Source organism: Isosphaeraceae bacterium EP7 (assembly GCA_038400315.1).
In the GTDB taxonomy this organism is placed as follows: domain Bacteria; phylum Planctomycetota; class Planctomycetia; order Isosphaerales; family Isosphaeraceae; genus EP7.
This window is the reverse complement of sequence record CP151667.1, coordinates 1972165-1992687: the sequence shown is the minus strand read 5'-3', so window position 1 is coordinate 1992687 and position 20523 is coordinate 1972165. Positions and strand designations below refer to the sequence as shown.

Sequence of the window (20523 nt, the reverse complement as noted above, 5' to 3'; positions counted from 1 at the left end):
TCGCAAGTTCAAACTGGGGGAAACGCGGGCAATTTAACGGGCAATCAAGGCGATTTGACGTTAGTTGCCAGAGGCGAGAGTGAGGCCGGAAGCTTGGTCGTGTCGTCGCGGATGCTGACCTCAACCTGCTTGCGAGTCAGGCCGATGACATCGACGAGGTTGGCGCCTTTGAAATTCACGCCGGTGAGGATCGCATCGGCGAGGTTGGCACCTCGGAGGTCGACCCCGCGGAGATCAGCATTCACGAGCGAGGCGCCGTGGAGGTTGGCCTCACGCAAGGAGGTCGGCTTGATCCCCTGCTCGTTCGATGAGGCGAGCCTGGCATCGTCGAGGCAGGCATTGGTGAGGTCGGCCGAATTCAGTGTCGCACCCTCGAGCTTGGCCTCCTTGAGCCTGGCCCCGGTGAGGTCGGCCCAGCGGAGGTCGGCCCCTCGGAGGTCGGCCGAGCGGAAGTTCACGCCGACGAGTCGGGCCTCACGCAGGTCAGCACGTCGGAGGTCCGATTCCCTCATGTCGCAACCTTCTGCCTTCACCTCTTTGAGGTAGGCGTTGACCAGGAAGGCGCCGAAGACGTTGCCGTAGCGGATGTTCGAGCCGCCGAGATCGGCCCCTTTGACCTCCCCCAACTCCTGAGGGGTGGCCTTCTCCCCATTCCAGTTGAGGGGTTTGACGGAGAGGTCGGTGCCGTCGAGGTGGGCGAAGGTGCTGTATCCGATGAAGGAGAAGAACCGGGGGGCCCAGTGGCGAACATCGAGCGGCTTCTCGGACCAACTCGGAACGACGACACCCCGGCCCTCTGAGTCTGGATTGACGCCGAGGATGGCCCCGAAGGTGAGCAGGCCGAGGATGACGAGCGAAAGTGCGCTATTGAGGATGAACTGCAACCGGGCATCCTGCCAGCTCTTACGCCAGGAGAACTTGCGGCGACCCATTCCGCGAAGGGTGTTGATCGTCAGTCGATGGAATCCGACCGCCGCACCGATGGCTCCCGCGAGCATCAGGACGTGAATGCCCGAGACGGTCAGGTCGTGGCACCGGAGAAACCGAGCCCAGAGAAACAGGAGCGTGATCGGGACGAGCCCCCAGGCCAGCGCGACCGAGATAAACGCCTGCCAGCGAGAGAGCTGAGGTCGGTCGTCGCGGAGCCTGATGAAGTTCGGCCGAACCAGGCTGTTGAGCAGCCAGGGCGGGGCCTTCTTGTCGAGCGAACGGCCATCGGGGAAGACGGCGGGGAGCTCGGAGAGATCCTCCCAGAGTCGCTGCAACCCCAGGTGAAAGTAGACGTAAAGGCAGAGCAGGAGGATGGGCGCGGCCATGTAGAAGCGGACGAGCGGGATATCGATGCCCAGGATCGGTAGCTTGGACGAGGCCAGGGCCGCCTTGTTGACGAGCTGGGTGTCGGTGGTCGAGCCGAGCGTGATCCAGGTGTAGGCGCAGGCCAGCAAAATCGAGGTGAAGAGGCCCTGGGCGCCGCGAGACGACTCGGCCGCACCTGCGAGATTCTCGAATTTGAGGACCGACTCGGGGAGCAGGGCGCCTGAAAGGTTCGCCCCGCCAACCTGGCTGCTGAGTAGGCCCCGGACGTCGCTCAGGTCGGCATTCTGGAGCTGCGCGTCGCGCAGGTTGGTATCGGTCAGGTCCGCCTGAGAGAGATTCGCACCGCGCAGGTCAACGCCCCGCAAGTCCAGGCGGCTCAGGTCGAGGCCGGAGAGGTCGGCACGCTGGCCGTCGGCCCCGCCGGCGTTGAGCCAGGCCTGGTGGTCTTCCAGAGCCGAATTGAGGGTCTCGGCCGTAGGCCTCCGGCGAGGCGTGGATGTGAGCCGGTCCTGCTGGACGTCGGACAACGATGCCTCCCTGCCGGACGGCGACGGTCGAGCACCGACGATTCGTCGGGTGCACGCGGGTTCGGTGACCGAGCGGGATTGTTCGCCGGATCGGTCCCACCGTCAAGCCGTGGATGGCAGGGAATGGTGCCTACCGGGTCATCCCCCGGCGAGTCCTTCGATCAGTCGCTGGCCAGGGAGTCCTTGAGGGAGGGGAGCACGATGGGCCTGGGCCCGCGGAGCGAATCGAGATCCGCCTGATCTCCGCCCTTGAGAAACTCGGTCCTAGGACCTTGATCGCCGACGGCGGCCTGGCAGGCGACGACATAGGAGTTCCCGACCACGTCGAGCCGACGGCCGCGGACGATCAGGGCGGTCTGCTCGTCAATTCCGAAACCGAGCAGATTCGGGTTCTTGTTGAGCACGCCCATGAGCCGCTTGTAGCGGTTCCGCTTGAGGAAGTGCTGGTCGACTACCGAGCCGGGCAGGAAGTCGAAGCCCTCGCCGAGCTTGGCCTCGATGCGGCCGCTGGCGATCATCACCCGGGTCATCACGGCCGCGCCGGCGGAGGTCCCGCCAATCACCCCGCCGCGCTTCAGCAGTTCGGCGAGATGAGCCTCGACGGCGGTTCCTCGGTAGGCCGCGACCAGATTCGACTGGACACCTCCGCCGAACCAGACGCCGGTCGCCTCGACGAGGGGGCGGAGGAACTCGGCGTCGTCCGCCTTCTCCCTCGACCGGGTGTGGAAGACGGTCAGCGAACGGGCGCCGAACTGCTTCCAGGGGGCGAGGACCATCTCGGCGGCATTCGGCCTGTCGGCAATGGAATGGGCCGTGGGGATCACCACGATCCGGGCGTCTGCGCCACCGGCGAGGTCGACGAATTGCTTGCGGACGCTGTCGGGGATTGCCCCACCTCCGCAGATGACCAGGGCACCACTCCCTTTGGGGGCGGGGGCCACGACCTCGAGGTCGGCGGCCTTGGCCGTCGACGATCGGGCTAGATTTCCGCCCAGCACTGCAACCGTGCCGAGGCCGATCGCGGCGATTGCCAGCAACGCCAGCCTGTTAAGGCGCATGCGATCCCCCCGCTTTGGGGCATTGGTATGCCTTGATTCCATGCGCGACCTCGTTGGAGCTGGAGGGCGAACGGGCCGTTCGGCCTGATGCTGTCGAGGAGGGACACAGCCCGGGGAGGGAACCGTGTGCCGTCTGTGGACGGAGGCAGGATCTCTCAAACCTACCACGCCCCTCCGGTCGAGACAAGCGGGACCTCGGCGCGAATCCAGGCCTCGTCCCGGATCGCCGGCATGGGCGACCGAATCGGCGACCGATCGCCGATCCAACTTGCCATTGTTCAAGGGGTTGCGACGCGCCGGGTTCGTTTCGTGAAGGGTCGTTCGAGGGCGATCCGGCGATCGATGCAACCTATAAATAATGCTTATTTTATTGATGCGAAAATCTCCCGGCCGCGAACCCAATCGCTTGAGGGCCGTCCCGGGGCCACGTATAACATCAAACATCCGATCGTCGAACCGGGAGGCGTTAACCCTTGATCCGATTTATCGCCAGGCGAGAATTCCTGCGGATCGGCGGCCTGACAGGGTTGGGGTTCGGCCTCGCGGGCATGTCCGGGGCGGCCGATTCGGGGCGTGGCCCGGGGTTCGGCAAGGCAAAGTCGGTGCTGCTGGTCTACGCCAACGGCGGCCAGAGCCAGCTTGAGACCTGGGACCCCAAGCCCGACGCCCCGCGCGAGATCCGGGGTGAGTTCGCCGCGATCCGGTCGGCCGTGCCCGGCACCTTCCTTGGCGAGCACCTCCCCGGGCTCGCCCGCAGGGCCGACAAATACACACTCATCCGGTCGGTTTCGCACGAAGACCTGGACCACGGATCGGCCACCTATCTGGCGCTCACGGGCCGCTATCACCCCCAGCGATCGGGCAACCCGTCGCCCGCCCCCACCGACTTTCCCGTGCTCGGCGCCCTCCTCGGCAAGGTCAGGCCCGGCGGCCCCCTTCCCCACCCTTCGGTGCACGTCAACGGGCCGGCCCTGGTTCCCGAACTCCCTGGGCCGGGACAGGATGCAGGATTTCTCGGCGGTGAGTTCGACCCATTATTGGTGAAGGATCCGGCCGACGGATCGCCTCTCCCGGTAGGCCTCGGGCCGGTTGGAGGCGATGCGCTGCGGATCCAGGTCCGGCGCTCGCTGCTCGAATCGGTCACCTCCGCCGCCCGGGGGCTCAAATCCGACCGCACGCTCGACCTGATGGACGCCCACTATCGTCGCGCCTACGAGATGATCGACTCCCCCGTCTGCCGCACCGCGTTTGACCTGTCCCTGGAACCCGAGTCGGTCAGAAATCGTTACGGGCGCCATCGTTCGGGCCAGGCGTGCCTTCTCGGGAGGCGGCTCGTCGAGGCGGGCGTGCCGCTCGTCACGGTGTTCTGGAACCAGTCGGCTCGCGGCCAGGATCGGTTCCCCGGGCAGATTGATGCTTACGGGTGGGACACGCACAACGACATCTTCCAGACCATGCGAGACCACCTCCTCCCGAGATTCGACCGCAGCATGTCAGCCTTGCTCGACGACCTCGATCAAAGCGGCTTGCTCGAAACAACCCTCGTCGTCTGCATGGGCGAGTTCGGCCGGGCTCCGCTCGTGGCCTTGGAACCGAAGTTCGACGGAGCGACGCCTGGCCGAAAGCACTGGGCCGGGGCTTACTCGATCCTGATGGCTGGTGCAGGTGTGAGCCGTGGAAAGGTTTACGGCGCATCCGACCGTTTCGCCGCCTACCCCGCACATGATGCCGTCGGACCCTGGGATATCGCCGCGACAATCTGGTCTGCCCTCGGCATCGACCCGACGTACGAATATCTCGACCCCCTCAATCGCCCGTTCGCCCTCTGCACCGGCCAGCCCATCAAGGGGATCTACGGCGGATGACCCAGATCACCCCGATCGACTCATCTCCGGCGGCCATGCAATCACTGGGCCTGCCCTACGTCCTTCGGAGCGGGCCTGTCATCTCGGCGAGAATCGCGATCGCCCGGTTTCTGACTCTCGCCTGCCTGGCAATGACGGCCACCAGTTCAGCCGCAGCCGCCGACGCCCCGAAGGCCCTCATTGAATTCGGCTGGGACGAGCCCGACACCGCCTATCTCCGAGCCCATCTCGCCGGGATGGAACGCAACCCCTTCGATGGTTGTGTCTTCCGCGTCCACGCCAGACTCCCCGACGGCACCCTGAAAAATTTCACCTGGGAGGCCTGGGGACGTCGGGCCTTCTCTGAGCCCGAGGTTGCCGCGGCTCGGGCTGACCTCAAGGCGATCAAGCCCGTCCAGTTCCGAGCCAATTTCCTCCGGTTCAACACGACGCCCGGCGACGTCGACTGGTTCGACGACTTCGCCCCCGTCCTGGCCAATGCCCGGCTTGCTGCGTCGCTCGCCCGAGACGGCGGAGCCCGAGGAATCCTGCTCGATACGGAGCAGTATCAGGGGCATCTGTTCGACTACGCAGGCCAGCCCAGGGCCGCCGCGCATTCGTTCGACGAGTGCGCCGAGCAGGCCAGGATTCGCGGCCGGGCGGTGATGGACGCGTTCCAGGCGGGCCAGCCCGGCCTGACGGTCCTGCTGACCTTCGGCCCGAGCCTCCCCCGTCGGCGTATGCGTCGGGAGAATAAGCCGCTGGCCGACGTAAGCGATGCACTGCTCGTCCCGTTCGTTCGAGGGCTCGTCGAGGCCGCCCGCGGCGACTCGCGGATCGTCGACGGCTTCGAAAGCTCCTACGGCTACAGGGAGCCCGACCAGTTCCGACTCGCGGCCGAGGACATCCGCCAGCCACTCCACAAGCCGGGCGAACCCCCCGTCAGGACGGTCGACGCGGCGTTCGGGCTCTGGCTCGACTTCGACTGGCGTGAACGCGGCTGGGATGCGAACGATCCGTCGCGCAATTACTTCACTCCCGAATCGTTTGCGAGCAGCTTGCGGGCCGCACTCGACGCCAGTGATCGGTACGTCTGGATCTATTCCGAGACTCCCCGATGGTGGGACGAGGCCGGGCGCCCCAAGGCCCTGCCACCCGCCTATGCCGACGCCATCCGTAAGGTCCGCATCGAGCGTTCGATGGATCTCCCTTGAACCGAAAGCTAGAGGACGACCGGCCATGGAACCGTCAATGATCGGCGCGTACGGACCCTGGGCGGCCTCCATCACCGGCGATGGCCCCGCTCGACTCTCGTTCCGCCAGGATCGCTACAAGGCCGACGAGATCGGAGTCTGGCGCGTCCAGGCTCGCAAGGCGTTCGAGGATCGGTTACTCACCCCCGACACCGGCGGCACCCCGAAGGCCGAGGTGATCCGGCGCTGGAATTACGACGGCCTCGACGTCGAGCAGCTCCGCTGGTCGCTCCCCTACGGACCTCCGACCGACGCCTACTTCCTGAAGCCCGAAGGGGCCAAGGGGCGGCTGCCGGGGATCATCGGTCTGCACGACCACGGCGGCAACAAATACTTCGGTGCCCGCAAGATCACCAAGGTGGGCGACGACCAACACCCCCTGATGAAGTCCCATCAGGAAGAGTATTACGGCGGACTCCCCTGGGCCAACCAGCTGGCCAAGCGAGGCTACGCCGTGCTGGTGCATGATACCTTCGCATTCGCCAGCCGCAGGGTCCGGCCCGAGGACGTCTCGCCCAAGGCGCGTGACGGAGGCAAGGATGTCGACCCGGCCACCGAGACCGAGGCCGAGATCAAGGCCTACAACCGTTGGGCCTCGAACCACGAGGACTTGATGGCCAAGTCCCTCTTTTCCGCCGGGACCACCTGGCCGGCTATCTTCCTGTCCGAGGACCGGCGTGCCCTCGACTACCTCTGCTCCAGGCCCGACGTCGACGCCGGAAAGGTCGGCTGTGCGGGGCTTTCCGGGGGCGGGCTGCGGACCGTCTTCCTGGCCGGTGCCGACGACCGGATCGCCTGCGCCGTCTGCGTCGGCATGATGACCACCTGGCGAGACTACCTCCTGAACAAGGCCTACACCCACACCTGGATGTGCTACGTCCCCGGCCTTCCCATGGACCTGGATTATCCCGAAATCCTCGGTCTGCGGGTCCCCAGGCCAACCCTCGTCCTCAACGACATCGACGACGAGCTCTTTACGCTCACCGAGATGAAGCGGGCCGACACGATCCTGGGTGAGGTCTACAAGAAGGCCGGCGTCGCCGACCGCTACCGCGCCAGCTTCTATCCAGGCCCCCACAAATTCGATCGCCCCATGCAGGCCGAGGCCTTCGACTGGTTCGACCGCTGGCTGACGCGCTGAGCGTTTGGCAGCGACACGGGCAGAATCGGACGTCGGCCGGTGACGGCCCAGCTTGTCCCGGGGCCGTCACCGGCCTAGAGTTCGTGGGCCGACGACTCGAGATTTCGAACGACGAGTCCCCTGCCGGCTTGTGCGATGTGCGAGGCGACAGTCGGCAGGTGATTGAACCTGCTCGCTGCGGAACCACGGTTGAACGATCGCGTCCTTAAAGGGCCTATCATGGCGAACCGAGCAGTGATCGCCGGTGTGACCGGGATCGTCGGGAACAATCTCGCCACCCTGCTCGTTGAACGCGGTTGGGAGGTCGATGGCCTCGCCCGCAAGCCGCCGATCGGCATTAAGGGCGTGAAGCCGGTGGCCGTCGACCTTGTCGATCCCGAAGGAGTGCGGAAGGCACTGGAAGGGGTCGACCCTTCTCATGTTTTCATCGCGACGTGGCTCCGCCAGGCCACGGAGGCCGAAAATTGCGCGGTGAACGGGGCGATGGTGCGGAACCTGATGAACGCGTTCGGCCACTCCGGAAAACTCCGGCATGTCGCGCTCGTCACCGGCCTGAAGCATTACCTCGGGCCGTTCGACGCCTACGCCGCGACCAGGCCGGAGACCCCCTTCCGCGAGGAGATGCCGCGAGTTCCCGGCGACAATTTCTACTACACCCAGGAAGACGAGTTATTCGCGGCCGCCGAGCGGCGGGGTTTCTCGTGGAGCGTGCATCGGCCGCATACGATCATCGGGTATGCGGTCGGCAACGCCATGAACATGGGCGTCACGCTCGCGGTCTATGCGTCAATCTGCCGCGAGACCGGCCTGCCGTTCGTCTTCCCGGGATCTCGCCAGCAGTGGGAGGGGCTGACGGACGTGACCGATGCCCGGCTGCTGGCCAAGCACCTGGAATGGGCCTCGACCTGCGAGGCCGGCAGCAACCAGGCGTTCAACGTCGTCAACGGCGACATCTTCCGCTGGAACTGGCTCTGGCCGAGGCTCGCCGCCGATTTCGGCCTCGAGGCGGCCCCCTACCCCGGGCACGCGACTCCGCTCGATCCACAACTGGCCGATAAAGGGCAACTCTGGACGGAGATCGCCGGTAAACACGGGCTGGCCGAACCGGACCTGAGCAAGCTGGCTTCGGCCTGGCACACCGACCTGGATCTGGGCCGCGAGATGGAAGTCGTCACCGACATGACGAAAAGTCGAGTGGCCGGCTTCACCGAATATCAGCCGACCCTCGCCTCGTTCCTCGACCTGTTCGCCAGGCTGAGGAAAGACCGGCTCATCCCGACCTGGCCCGGCTGAACAGAGCGGACGAACGTGGAATCAGGCCGGCTCGGCGGCTTCGTCCGAGCCGGCGATCACCAGCCCGAACTGTCCAGGGTGCAGCACGGCGCGGATGTCGCGGATGCTCAGTCCGCCGATAACCAGGAGGGTCAGAGCATAGGTGGCCGCACCGCTGAGCACGGCGAGCGGAAGATTGCGGTTTCGGAGCAGGAGACAGACGGGTGCCATCGCCAGCGAGGCCAGTAAGGGCCTGGCGACGTGATGGTGCCAGGCGGGGCTTCGACCTTCGCCCGCCAGGCAGATGTACCCGGCCAGCATCAAGACCAGCCCGACGATCACGACCGCCGCGGAAGCCCCTTCCAGTCCGAAGGTTGCACCCAGAATCGCCACGAGCGGGCCCGACCCGATCGCACCCGCGAAGAGAAGCCGTAACCCGGCGATCTCGCGGTTCAATGAGATCAGGGCCATCTGATAGAGATAAGCCAGGGTCAGCAGGGGTGCCCGCCAGATACCCAGGGCCAGAAGCAGCCCCGCGGTGGCAAAATCCTCGGGCAGGATCCAGCCAACCAGCGAATCGGCGAGCAGCGTCGTCCCGACTGCAAGCGGGATCAAGACCGACACGAGCACCCGGACCAGGGCATCAAGCGCCTGTCGACCGGCCTCGGGGGTCTCGCGCCAGGAGCGGGCCATGCTGGGGAAGACGACCTGCTGGAAGATCAGGCCGAACGTCAACACCGCGTTGATCATCCTGTAGGGGGCACTGTAAAGGCCTACGCTGGCGTAGGTGCTCATCAGGCCGACCAGCATGACGTCAACCGACCCGATCACCGTCTGGGAGATCTGGATCAGGGCCACCGGCCGACCCCGGCGCAGGAAGACCTTGAGGAAACGGGCCCCGAGCACAGGCCGGGGCATCCCGTATTCGCGTGCATAGGCCGCCCAGACCAGGCCGATCCCGAAGGCCTCGCCCGTGACCAGGCAGACAGGCACCCAGATGATGTGAGACTCGTTGCTGACCAGCAGCCAGACGCCCGCCGCATAGAGCGCCGTCCTGATGCAGAGCGAGATGGCCACCAGGCCCATCCGCTCCTTGCCGCGGAAGACGAAGTCTAAACCGAGGGCCGTCGTCAGCAACATCAGCCCATAACAGCCCAGGACGATGCGCTCGCGGGGGCCGGTCAGCGTCGCACATCCAATCGCGACCAGCCCGATCAGCAGGATCGTTGCCAGGAGCAGCTTGACGGCCAGGATGTGATTGACGAGCGGGCGGACCAGGCGCGGATGACGCGCAATCTCGCGCGAAGAGATGACCTCGAATCCGTCGCGAACCAGCAAGACCAGCCAGAAGACGACATTGAAGGCGAACTCGATCCGCCCGTACCCGCCCCTGCCCAGGGTCTTGGCAAGCCCCAGGGTCACGACCACCGAGATTCCCCGGCAGAGGATCTCAGCGACGCTGAGTGCCAGGAAGTTCGTTGCGATCTTGCGGGTTCCCGTGGCCTTGCTCGCAGCCTTCGGCGGCGCCGCGATGGGGCGATCGGGGTATACCCGGCGTGGGATCGCCGGCACGCGCGGCGGTCGGGTCATGGTTGCCATGCGAGGTCGCACTTCCCTCTTGGGCGAGTATCGCCGAGTCGCTCGCCGCCGCGAGTCGGCCACACCCCATCCGCCGAAGAATCCGCGTTCGCGGGCACTCGGCCACCTTCGGTCGTTGGCGGACGTCTCGATCAGAACCTGGCGGGTCGTCCGACACCCTCTCAGGGCATCGAGCGTTCAGTATCGATTGGGAAAGGACTCGACCATTGAGGACCGCCCTCCGGATCCTGCCACGTGCGAGCGGCCGGAAAACTTGGCCGAACGCAACAAGCCGGCGGAGCGGAAGGCGGCGGCATGGTAGTGTCGTCCCGACGTCGCGTCAATCGAAGTGTTCGGCCTCCGTCGACCGGGAGCTTGAAGGTAAGTGGCTAATCCTGGTTATTTGGGCAATATCAGCTCATAGACGACGTTCACCGTCACGCTCAATTCTTGCTCGCCCGCGGCCACCGGCGTCGAATCCGCGGCCATCATCCTCATGGCACCGGCAAACTTGGGCACCGGGGGCTGGAAATCGGAGCCTTCCGAGATCGATCTGGGGTGACCGACGACGACCCCCGCCTCACCAGCGAGCATCTCGGCCTTCCGCTTGGCATCTTGCATCGCCTGTTTGCGGGCGGAATCGAGTAGTCCCTCGGGCTTGTCCACGCGGAACGAGATGCCGTGAATCTGGTTGGCCCCCGACTGCACCAGGGCGTCGAGCAGCTCGCCTAGCTTCTCGATCTTCCGGGCGGTGATCTCCAGCGTATTGTCCACGCGATAGCCGACGATTCGCGGGACAAATTCGTTGTTCGGGGCCTGGGGATTATGGGGTGCAGGCTGGGAATAGACGGGGGAGATTGAGACCTGAGAGGTCTGAAGGTCCTTGGTGGCGACACCACGCTCTTTGAGAATCGCGTAAAGCTTGGTCATCGAGGACGAATTGCCGGCGAGGGCCTCCCCTGCCGTGGCGGCCTGGGTGACGACCCCGACATTGATCTGAGCGATATCCGGGACGGCCGAAATTTTGCCGATCCCAGTCACAGTGATCGTCGGGGGCATCCGATGCTCCTTTTCTTGCGCCAATGTAGGGCTTTGAACCGCAAGCGAGAGCAAGAGAGGGGTGGCCGCGAGGACGAAACGAGTCATCGGGAAACCTCATGAGTTGGAGAGATCGGCCAATCGAACGGTAAGCACTTCGAAAGTTCGGTGAAAAAGGTGTCGAGTCCGCGATTCTAAAACGAAGTTGGGCGAAGAATCTTGGCTGAATATGGAATGCCCCCATATAGAGGAAGGGCTTGAGCGAAAAGCTCGAATAAAAAACGAAGCGAGACGAAAGTGTTGACTGTCCGTGAAGCTCGGGTAATATCCCCCTTGTCGCCAGTGACGAGTCGCGGAGACGCGAAACGACACGAAGGGTGACTCAAACGTCCGGTTCACTCGAGTCCGCGGTCAGGCCTCTCGGGGCAAAGATCGCAAGACCCGACGGGTGGATCATTCAAGACGTGGCCCGGTCGAGACGACGGGGCCGAAAAAATCGGGGTTGACGCCTGACGGGGCCACGCGATACAGTGGCCCCTCCTGACGCGAAACGCTGCGGAAACGCGGTGACGCGGATGCGGGTGTCGAAGGTGGCCGGGGGGTTCGAGGGGCGTGCAGACGCCCGGAGACGACCCGGTCGCGACGGGCGGCGAGCGATCGCGGCCCCGGTATCGACTGTTCGGTTCGAGTCGGTTCTTTGACAATTCGGTCGATCGAGAAGACAGTCCACATGAGTGGACCCTTGAGGGAAGCCGATGCGAGTCGTCGCACTCATCGGGACGGGGGGCTCTTCGGAGTCGCTCGGACGGATGATGCGGGCGGACTCAGCTCCGGCCGGGGGGGTTAAAGCCCTTGGCTGGTGCGACCAAGTTTTTTTCCTCGACCCAGAGGAATGGTTCGGAGGAGGAGTGCGGGACGGGGATTTATTCCCGGACTACGCTTCTCTTATCTCGACCTCATCTCGAAGGGTTTGATCCTGGCTCAGAATGAACGTTGGCGGCGTGGATTAGGCATGCAAGTCGTACGCACCGCAAGGTGAGTGGCGCAAGGGTGAGTAAGGCGACGGTAACCAACCCCATGGTTGGGCATAGCCGGGAGAAATCCCGGGTAATTCCCAGCGACGTCGCGGGGAGGCATTTCCCCGCGACCAAAGGTGCGATTCCGCCGTGGGACGGGCCGTCGTGGTATTAGGTAGTTGGCGGGGTAACGGCCCACCAAGCCTTCGATGCCTACCGGGCGTGCGAGCGTGGCCCGGCACACTGGGACTGAGACACTGCCCAGACTCCTACGGGAGGCTGCAGTCGAGAATCTTCGGCAATGGGCGCAAGCCTGACCGAGCGACGCCGCGTGGAGGATGAAGGCCTTCGGGTTGTAAACTCCTGTCGAGGGGGAGGAAGGGGCGGCGCAGAGCCGTCCTTGACCGATCCCTGGAGGAAGCACGGGCTAAGTTCGTGCCAGCAGCCGCGGTAAGACGAACCGTGCGAACGTTATTCGGAATCACTGGGCTTAAAGAGCGCGTAGGCGGATTGCCGCGTCGGAGTCTGAAATCCCCCGGCTCAACCGGGGAACTGGATCCGAAACGGGCAGTCTTGAGGGACGTAGGGGGGGCTGGAACTTCCGGTGGAGCGGTGAAATGCGTTGAGATCGGAAGGAACGCCCGTGGCGAAAGCGAGCCCCTGGACGTCTACTGACGCTGAGGCGCGAAAGCTAGGGGAGCGAACGGGATTAGATACCCCGGTAGTCCTAGCCGTAAACGATGGACACTGGGTAGGGGGCTCGCCGATGGGCTCCCTGCCGCAGGGAAACCGTGAAGTGTCCCGCCTGGGGAGTATGGTCGCAAGGCTGAAACTCAAAGGAATTGACGGGGGCTCACACAAGCGGTGGAGTATGTGGCTTAATTCGAGGCTACGCGCAAAACCTTATCCCAGGCTTGACATGCACGGATTAGCCGGCGGAAACGTCGGTGAGGCCGCAAGGTACAACGTGCACAGGTGCTGCATGGCTGTCGTCAGCTCGTGCCGTGAGGTGTTGGGTTAAGTCCCCTAACGAGCGAAACCCCTGTGTCCAGTTGCCAACGCGTCATGGCGGGGACTCTGGACAGACCGCCGGCGTTAAGCCGGAGGAAGGCGGGGATGACGTCAAGTCCTCATGGCCCTTATGCCTGGGGCTGCACACGTACTACAATGGGTCGGACAGAGCGAAGCCAACCGGCAACGGTGCGCCAATCGCAAAAACCGCCCCCCAGTTCGGATTGCGGGCTGCAACCCGCCCGCATGAAGCCGGAATCGCTAGTAATCGCGGATCAGCATGCCGCGGTGAATGTGTTCCTGAGCCTTGTACACACCGCCCGTCAAGCCACCAAAGCGGGGGGCATCCGAAGTCGCCGGAGCCGCAAGGCAGGCGCCGAAGATGAAACCCGTGATGGGGACTAAGTCGTAACAAGGTAACCGTAGGGGAACCTGCGGTTGGATCACCTCCTTTCTAAGGATGTCTCCAAGTTATCGGCACCGCCCGCAACCGCGGCGGCACGCGTCGGCTTCCCTCAGAGGTTCACACGCTGGATCTGTCTTCTCGCTCGATCGATCACCGCGCGGATAGTCGCCGGCCGGGTTCGTCCCGTCCGGCGATTGTTCACTCGGATGGTTTGGGGATTCGGTCCCCCCCCCTGCTTCACCGGGCGGGGGGCGTCGCCTGCACTTGACTGTGCGGACGTCGCCCTCCGGCCGGTGGCCGGGTCTCTCGGCGGCTTCGGCCGTCGGAGGGACACTCTTTGACAATCCGGTGTCAGTCACGCAAGAAGTTTCTAGGACGTGATACATCTCCGCCTCCGGCGGGCGTGGGCTTCGGCCCATGAGCCTCGGAGGGGCGACTTGCACGTTTCATCTCCACGAAAGTGGACCTTCGGAGCGATAGTGATAAGTCAGTCCTCGCCGTGAGGCGACGATTGACTTGCAGAGCAGAGAGAGGACCGCATCGGTCCGGATGAGCCAGGCTGGATCAAGGCCGAAAGGTCGTGGGTCCGACAGGGCGGGTTCGGGTCGGCGTGGTCAAGCTCCTAAGGGCACGGGGGGGATGCCTAGGCGTCATCAGGAATGCAGGCGTGGAAGGCTGCGAAATGTCCGGGGGAGCTGCCCAACGAGCATTGATCCCGGAATACCTGCGGAAGACCCGGGGAACTGAAACATCTCAGTACCCGGAGGAAAAGAAATCAACCGAGACTCCCTCAGTAGCGGCGAGCGAACGGGGACCAGCCTAAACCGTCGGGGACACCCGGCGGGGTCGTGGGGCCGGAGCCATGGAATGCGAGTTTCTGTAGCCGAAGTCCGCTGGAATGCGGCACCGCAGCGGGTGATAGTCCCGTAGGCGACATGGGAACTCCTCCTATCCGGTACCCGAGTAGGGTCGGGCACGTGAAACCCGGCCTGAATCGGCGGGGACCCTCCCGCAAGGCTAAGCACTCGATGACGACCGATAGCGAACCCAGTAGGGCGACCGAACGGTGGGAAGAACCCCGACCAGGGGAGGACACTGATCCTGAAACCCCGTGCCTACGAGCGGTGGGAGGGCGTTTGGCCTCGTGCCAGCCTGACCGCGTGCCTTTTGCATAATGATCCGGCGAGTTACTGTGTGCGGCCCCAGGTTAACCTCTTCAGGAGGGGAGCCGCAGGGAAACCGAGTCTGAACAGGGCGACATAGTCGCACGCAGTAGACGCGAAACGAGGTGATCTACCCATGGGCAGGTTGAAGCGGCCCTAACCGGCCGTGGAGGACCGAACCCACCAGTGTTGAAAAACTGGGGGAGGACCCGTGGGGAGGAGTCAAAGTCTTATCAAACCTCGAGATAGCTCGTTCTCTCCGAAATGGCTTTAGGGCCAGCCTCGGACCATTGTCGTGCGGGGGTAGAGCGACGGACTTCGGATGGGGGGCTTCCCGCCTACCCACCGAAACCCAACTCCGAATACCGCACGATGTACTCCGGGAGTCAGAGCGTGGGGGATAAGCTCCATGCTCGAGAGGGAAACAACCCAGACCGCCGACCAAGGCCCCCAAGACGACGCTCAGTGGTAAAGGAAGTGGGATCGCGGTGACAGCCGGGATGTTGGCTTAGAAGCAGCCACCATTTCAAAAGTGCGTAACAGCTTACCGGTCGAGCCATCCCGCGCCGAAAATGACGGGGACTCAAGCGTCGCGCCGCAGTCGCGGATTCTTAATTGAATGGTAGGAGAGCGTCGGAGGCCGCATCGAAGCCGGACCGTAAGGACCGGTGGAGCGCCCCCGAGTGCGAATGCCGGAACGAGTAACGATAAGATGGGTGGGAAGCCCATCCGCCGAAAGCACAAGGTTTCCTGGGGAAGGTCAATCCGCCCAGGGTCAGTCGGGACCTAAGTCGAGGCCCAAGGGCGTAGACGATGGGCAGGGGGTTAATATTCCTCCACCCGGCGGTGAGGTTGAATCGCGGAGGACGCCGTGATGAGTCAGGTCGGGGCGTTAGATTGCCCCGTGCCGCAAGGCCGACAGCATTCGATCTGGAAGCCTGATGACTTCATGGCCACGAAAAGCCCCGCGAGGACGATCCGTCGGCCCGTACCGCAATCCGACACAGGTGTGCTAGGCGAGCATCCGAAGGCGTTCGGGAGAACCCTCGTGAAGGAACTCGGCAAAATGACCCCGTAACTTCGGGATAAGGGGAGCTCCCATCGCGAGATGGGAGCCGCAGAGAATCGGCTCTAGCGACTGTTTATCAAAAACACAGGACTCTGCTAACTCGCAAGAGGACGTATAGAGTCTGACGCCTGCTCGGTGTCGGTAGGTTAAGGGAGGCGGTGAGCGCAAGCGTAGCCGGCGACCGAAGCCCCGATAAACGGCGGCCGTAACTATGACGGTCCTAAGGTAGCGAAGTTCCTTGTCGGGTAAGTTCCGACCTGCATGAATGGCGTAACGACTGGAGCGCTGTCTCCACGAGGGACCCGGTGAAACTGTAGTCGTGGTGAAGATGCCACGTACCCGCGGTCAGACGGAAAGACCCCGTGAACCTTTACTGCAAGATGACATTGGTCCTGCGTCCACGCTGTGTAGCATAGGTGGGAGGCTACGATCCGACGGCGCCAGCCGGCGGGGAGCCACCGGTGAAATACCACCCTGCTTGGACGTTGGCCCTCACCGGCGCGATGAGCTCGCGCCGGGACCGTGTTCTCCGGGCAGTTTGACTGGGGCGGTCTCCTCCCAAAGCGTAACGGAGGAGTGCAATGGTACCCTCGGCCCGGTCGGCAATCGGGCAACACGAGCGCAAACGTATAAGGGTGCCTCACTGCGAGACCCATCAGTCGAGCAGGGACGAAAGTCGGCGTTAGTGATCCGGCGGTGCTGGATGGAAAGGCCGTCGCTCAACAGATAAAAGGTACTCCGGGGATAACAGGCTGATCTCCCCCGAGCGTCCATAGCGGCGGGGAGGTTTGGCACCTCGATGTCGGCTCATCGCATCCTGGGGCTGGAGAAGGTCCCAAGGGTTTGGCTGTTCGCCAATGAAAGCGGTACGCGAGCTGGGTTCAGACCGTCGTGAGACAGGTCGGTCCCTATCTGCCGTGGGCGTCGGAAACTTGCGGAGCGTCTCCCCTAGTACGAGAGGATTGGGGAGGACCGACCTCTGGTGTGCCGGCTGTCCCGCTCGGGGCATCGTCGGGTAGCCAGGTCGGGACCGGATAAGCGCTGAAAGCATCTAAGCGCGAAGCCCCCTCCAAGACGAGGTTTCCAGTGACTTCAGGTCACGAAGGCTCCTGGAAGACGACCAGGTCGATAGGCCGGGAGTGTAAGGCGGGCGACCGCCTCAGCCGACCGGTACTAACAGCCAAGACGCTTGACCACCCCGACTCGGCCCCGCCCCCCAAGGCGGGCCACCCGAGACGAACAGGGTGTGTCCTCAACCTGCCGCGAGTGCCCGCACCCTCGACCTCCGTCGAGATGCGGAATCACCGCTCCGGCCCATCTTTCGCCACGAGACGAGGCGTCCAACGACGCCCCTCGCGGACGATCGCATCCCGCCCGAAGATTCTGATCGCGTGACTGACCGGATTGCCAGAGCAGCATCCACCGCGAACGTCGGGCCTGACCGCCCGCCGTCCGCTTTCCCGGCGACCATACTGGCGGGGCCACACCCGTTCCCATCCCGAACACGGCCGTTAAGCCCGCCAGGCCCATGATAGTGCGCAAGCGCGAAAGTCGGTCATCGCCGGGATCCCCCAATCGCCCAACGCCCCGCCGATTCCCCCCACGGAATCGGCGGGGCGTTCGGCGTTTCGAAGGCTCTCGAAACGTTTTGCTCCAATTCAGTTGAGAATCAAACGACCATCCTTTATGATTCGACCTATGATCAGGGCGATTAGCTCAGTTGGTTAGAGCGCCTGCTTTACACGCAGGATGTCGGGGGTTCAAGTCCCTCATCGCCCATTAGTAAGTCTCTTGTCAGCAAGGATTTAAGTTTCAGGCAACTTGGATACTCTCAGATACGATTCGGCGGATATGCTCCTGGATACTAATCCGTCCGGCTAAACTCCACTTAGGGACGTGCAGCTCAACCACAACCTCATGGAGGGGGGGCGAAGGGTTGGAGACCTGTATTGGACAGGACAGCTACGAAAGACGACCTTGCTCCCACCCGCTGGCGGTTGATCTCCCTCCGATTGTTCGCGGAGACAGATGACCCCAGGGTCGCCAACGATATTGCGGCTATGATCGAGTCGAAGGCGGGAAAGCTTGGCGGTGTCCAGACCCAACCAGTCGAGCGGTACTGGAAAATCCCGGAGTACTATGAGGTCAGTATCGACCTACGCCCGGACGACGAGACGATTGTCGCCGTCGAGTGCATGTTAGCTGAGCTCGCCACCGGATGGGATCGACATGGATCGGGGAGCGATCTGTGGGCGATTTGGACCCCTTCCGAAGAGGGGCTTTGTTTCGCACCTTTGGTGAGATGGATGTCGCTTGACGTATCCTGGATGGGCTCCGATGCCCGGTTCGACTTCGATGAGAAGGTCGTCGTCGTCGGGTCCCGTCGAGAATTCTCCAAAGTTAGGGGCGAATTGGGTGTCGTCGTGGGACGGGCGTGCGGCGAAGATGGATGCTGGTCCTACGCTTTGAGGATCTACAGAATCGGCATCTGCTGGCATTGTGAAGAGGACGACTTACAACCGAACGGCGATCCGACTGGAACGCCTGGAGTATGAAGGAAACGTTACAAGTCGCCGGTTGTATCTGGTGAAGTCGAGATCACTTTTGTCAGATCGCCCCTCATCCAAGGAGAGGTCAGACGGTGACTGTTTTTCAACAACTACAACAGCTCATCGAGACTTTTGAACGCGATATCCAACTCGCCAAGGGCTTAGAGACCACCAACGCCGATGATGATCTGGCCATCAAGGCCGCAATCGTTGGCTTCTCGTATGCTTCTGCCACTGGGGAATGGGCGAAAGGGCATTTCGATTTCGTAAGGTCTCGGATTGAAGACGATTACTCGACGGAGGAATTACGGGAATATGGTGAGAACTCGGATAACGTCAAGTTTTTCTTCGCCCTTGCGAACGGATACTTGCTCGGCTTATATCATCAAGAAGAGATCAGCAATCTTGACTTCAAGAGAGCCGAAGCACAGATCCCCGGTCTGATTTTGTTGCATCTTGGCAAGTTGACATCTCATCGCCTCTAGCGCCGGTGTGCCTGTAAAACGCAACCTCTGGAGTATGAGCGAGGGTTCACAGTAGTTCGCCGACGGGATCGAGACTTCAAGTCGCGGGGCTACGCCCCCGCGAAGGCTCAATCGTTCTATGCGCGATAGAGACCCGCATCACTTGGACATTGTTTGCGCTTGATGCCGCCGTCCTAGAACACGCCGACTATTCCGCGGAGGTACCGGGGAAGATCCCCAAGGAACCCAATCACTCCCGCCGCGTCGATGCCGTGGGTCGGGTTGGTTTGCCGCCCCATCACCGATGCGGGGCGACGCTGACAGCCGCGATCGTGGAGACTTCGTCCCGATGGCAGCCGATGTACTTTAGCACCGCCTTGTGGCCCCTCGGTGACCAAAGTGCGACGCACCAGCGGTCGGGCAAGAACCTGGCTAACTGGAAGTCGATAGGAGATTCAGCATGACCCGGCTCACTGCCGCGCCGTGCGGCCACTCATCGGAGAACCGTCGTGGCGAACCGCTATCATTCTCTCTGAAGATGACGAGCAGGACTCGGTGAGGAGTGGTGAACCGCCGCCATTTCGGGACATCGATTGCGCGGGATGGGTCGCTTGTGTCGGAGGTCGGAATGATCCATGACACGACTCCGGGCCTCGTCTCGCGTCTGGAATCGACGCCCGGAAAAAGACCGGCTTGAATTCGCTCGACCGTCTCAAATCATGAGCACCTTCGCCCCTCGAATCGCCTGCGATTTCAGGTCGTTCAGGGCGCGGTTGGCTTCTTCGAGGGGATAGGTTGTCACCTCGGGCCGAATCGGTATTTCGGCCGCTTCTCGGAGGAACTCCCGGACGTCATCTCTGGTCACGTTGGCCACGCTCTTGATCTCTTTTTCGAACCAGAGGTGCCGAGCGTAGTCGAGCGTGAGGAGGGTTTTCTTGTCCTTCTCTTCCTTTCGGATCGCGTTGATGACGAGGCGCCCTCCAGGCTCAAGGTGTTCGAGTGCCGCAACAACCGGCTCCCAGGCCGGCGTCGTATCGATCACGGCCTGCATCAGCTCGGGAGGGGCATCGCGGGTGTTTCCCGCCCAGGTGGCGCCAAGCTCGCGTGCAATAGCACGCTCAGATTCGTCGCGGGCAAACACAAAGATTTTCGATCGAGGGAACCGATGCTTGACCAGTTTCAGGACGAGGTGCCCCGAGCCGCCGAAGCCGGTCAGGCCGAGCGTCTGGCCATCCACCAATTCGGTCAATCGCAGCGACCGATAGCCGATAGCCCCCGCGCAGAGGAGCGGAGCGGCTTCTTCATCGCAAAATACGTTCGGAATGCGATAGGCAAAATCGGACGCGACCGTCATTCGCTCGGCGTAACCGCCATTGGCATCACGCCCGGTGGCCCGAAATCTTGTGCAGAGATTTTCCTCACCCCGCTGGCATCGCGGACAAACTCCACAGGCCGAGAAGATCCAGGCTACTCCAACACGGTTGCCCAGTTTCAAGTCCGTGACCCCTTCCCCCAACGCCTCGACGTGCCCCACCACCTGATGCCCGAGGATCACCGGAAGGACCGAGGGTGGTGTCCGCCCCTCAATCTCATCAAGCTCGGTATGACAGACACCACAAACCCTCACCCGGATCAAAATCTCACCCTGCTTCGGAATTGGGTCCGGCCAATCGACCGCCTCAAGGGGAGAGGGATTCTCGTCAAGTGAGCCTGTGCTTCGAAGCACCATCGCACGCATTGAGATCGAACCTCCCAACCCATTCTTCATAAAGAGGCCCGAGCCGATTCTCGACAGTTCGAGAGTGCTCCAGCCTTCA

The 20523-nt window shown here is 63.0% G+C and carries 11 protein-coding genes, 1 tRNA gene and 3 rRNA genes; 10 read left to right on the top strand and 5 right to left on the bottom strand.

The features are described from left to right. Positions 1–44: 44 nt before the first annotated feature. Both EP7_RS07670 and EP7_RS07665 read right to left on the bottom strand, forming a co-directional pair. On the bottom strand, positions 45–1844 hold the full coding sequence (locus EP7_RS07670; RefSeq protein ID WP_463527249.1) for a pentapeptide repeat-containing protein: 1800 nt from the start codon (positions 1842–1844) through the stop codon (positions 45–47). A gap of 161 nt (positions 1845–2005) precedes the next feature. Then, complete coding sequence (locus EP7_RS07665; protein WP_463527248.1) at positions 2006–2902, bottom strand: cyanophycinase; 897 nt, start codon at positions 2900–2902, stop codon at positions 2006–2008. 473 nt (positions 2903–3375) lie between these two features. On the opposite strand from EP7_RS07665, the gene EP7_RS07660 reads away from it, so the two are divergent. The 4 genes from EP7_RS07660 (at position 3376) to EP7_RS07645 (ending at position 8433) form a co-directional block, all read left to right on the top strand. Next, a complete protein-coding gene (locus EP7_RS07660; RefSeq protein ID WP_463527247.1) occupies positions 3376–4767 on the top strand; it encodes a DUF1501 domain-containing protein in 1392 nt (463 codons plus the stop codon). Then, entirely contained in the window at positions 4764–5960 is a 1197-nt protein-coding gene (locus EP7_RS07655) for a hypothetical protein (protein ID WP_463527246.1), read from the top strand. The genes EP7_RS07660 and EP7_RS07655 overlap by 4 nt, the downstream gene beginning before the upstream one ends. 25 nt (positions 5961–5985) lie before the next feature. Further along, the gene (locus EP7_RS07650; RefSeq protein WP_463527245.1) at positions 5986–7140 is read left to right on the top strand and encodes a dienelactone hydrolase family protein; all 1155 of its coding nucleotides are present in this window, start codon (positions 5986–5988) and stop codon (positions 7138–7140) included. A gap of 219 nt (positions 7141–7359) precedes the next feature. After that, positions 7360–8433 carry an SDR family oxidoreductase gene (locus EP7_RS07645; protein ID WP_463527244.1) on the top strand — a complete coding sequence of 358 codons (1074 nt, stop codon included), beginning with the start codon at positions 7360–7362 and terminating at the stop codon, positions 8431–8433. A 21-nt stretch (positions 8434–8454) separates the two neighbouring features. Here EP7_RS07645 and EP7_RS07640 read toward each other — a convergent pair whose 3' ends face one another. Both EP7_RS07640 and EP7_RS07635 read right to left on the bottom strand, forming a co-directional pair. Beyond that, entirely contained in the window at positions 8455–10011 is a 1557-nt protein-coding gene (locus EP7_RS07640; RefSeq protein ID WP_463527243.1) for an oligosaccharide flippase family protein, read from the bottom strand. Positions 10012–10389: 378 nt separating this feature from the next. Beyond that, on the bottom strand, positions 10390–11049 hold the full coding sequence (locus EP7_RS07635; protein WP_463527242.1) for an SIMPL domain-containing protein: 660 nt from the start codon (positions 11047–11049) through the stop codon (positions 10390–10392). A 937-nt stretch (positions 11050–11986) separates the two neighbouring features. Between EP7_RS07635 and EP7_RS07630 the strand changes: the two genes are divergently transcribed. The 6 genes from EP7_RS07630 (at position 11987) to EP7_RS07605 (ending at position 18727) form a co-directional block, all read left to right on the top strand. Next, a 16S ribosomal RNA gene (locus tag EP7_RS07630) occupies positions 11987–13509 on the top strand. Between the two features lie 564 nt (positions 13510–14073). After that, positions 14074–16890, top strand: a 23S ribosomal RNA gene (locus EP7_RS07625). A 262-nt stretch (positions 16891–17152) separates the two neighbouring features. Continuing rightward, a 5S ribosomal RNA gene (gene rrf, locus EP7_RS07620) occupies positions 17153–17260 on the top strand. Together the 16S, 23S and 5S rRNA genes with 1 tRNA gene alongside form the textbook arrangement of a ribosomal RNA operon. Before the next feature lie 138 nt (positions 17261–17398). Next, positions 17399–17472: transfer RNA gene (locus EP7_RS07615), tRNA-Val, on the top strand. Between the two features lie 170 nt (positions 17473–17642). After that, the gene (gene imm31 / locus EP7_RS07610; protein ID WP_463527241.1) at positions 17643–18248 is read left to right on the top strand and encodes an Imm31 family immunity protein; all 606 of its coding nucleotides are present in this window, start codon (positions 17643–17645) and stop codon (positions 18246–18248) included. 86 nt (positions 18249–18334) lie between these two features. Then, the gene (locus tag EP7_RS07605) at positions 18335–18727 is read left to right on the top strand and encodes a hypothetical protein (RefSeq protein ID WP_463527240.1); all 393 of its coding nucleotides are present in this window, start codon (positions 18335–18337) and stop codon (positions 18725–18727) included. Between the two features lie 691 nt (positions 18728–19418). Here the strand turns inward: EP7_RS07605 and EP7_RS07600 are convergent. Beyond that, complete coding sequence (locus tag EP7_RS07600; RefSeq protein ID WP_463527239.1) at positions 19419–20444, bottom strand: zinc-dependent alcohol dehydrogenase family protein; 1026 nt, start codon at positions 20442–20444, stop codon at positions 19419–19421. Positions 20445–20523 lie beyond the last annotated feature (79 nt).

Coding starts and splice junctions, on each gene's coding strand:
- EP7_RS07635 (WP_463527242.1), bottom strand. CDS start 11,049: ATGCCCCCGACGATCACTGTGACTGGGATCGGCAAAATTTCGGCCGTC.
- EP7_RS07665 (WP_463527248.1), bottom strand. CDS start 2,902: ATGCGCCTTAACAGGCTGGCGTTGCTGGCAATCGCCGCGATCGGCCTC.
- EP7_RS07650 (WP_463527245.1), top strand. CDS start 5,986: ATGGAACCGTCAATGATCGGCGCGTACGGACCCTGGGCGGCCTCCATC.
- EP7_RS07655 (WP_463527246.1), top strand. CDS start 4,764: ATGACCCAGATCACCCCGATCGACTCATCTCCGGCGGCCATGCAATCA.
- EP7_RS07640 (WP_463527243.1), bottom strand. CDS start 10,011: ATGGCAACCATGACCCGACCGCCGCGCGTGCCGGCGATCCCACGCCGG.
- EP7_RS07645 (WP_463527244.1), top strand. CDS start 7,360: ATGGCGAACCGAGCAGTGATCGCCGGTGTGACCGGGATCGTCGGGAAC.
- EP7_RS07600 (WP_463527239.1), bottom strand. CDS start 20,444: ATGCGTGCGATGGTGCTTCGAAGCACAGGCTCACTTGACGAGAATCCC.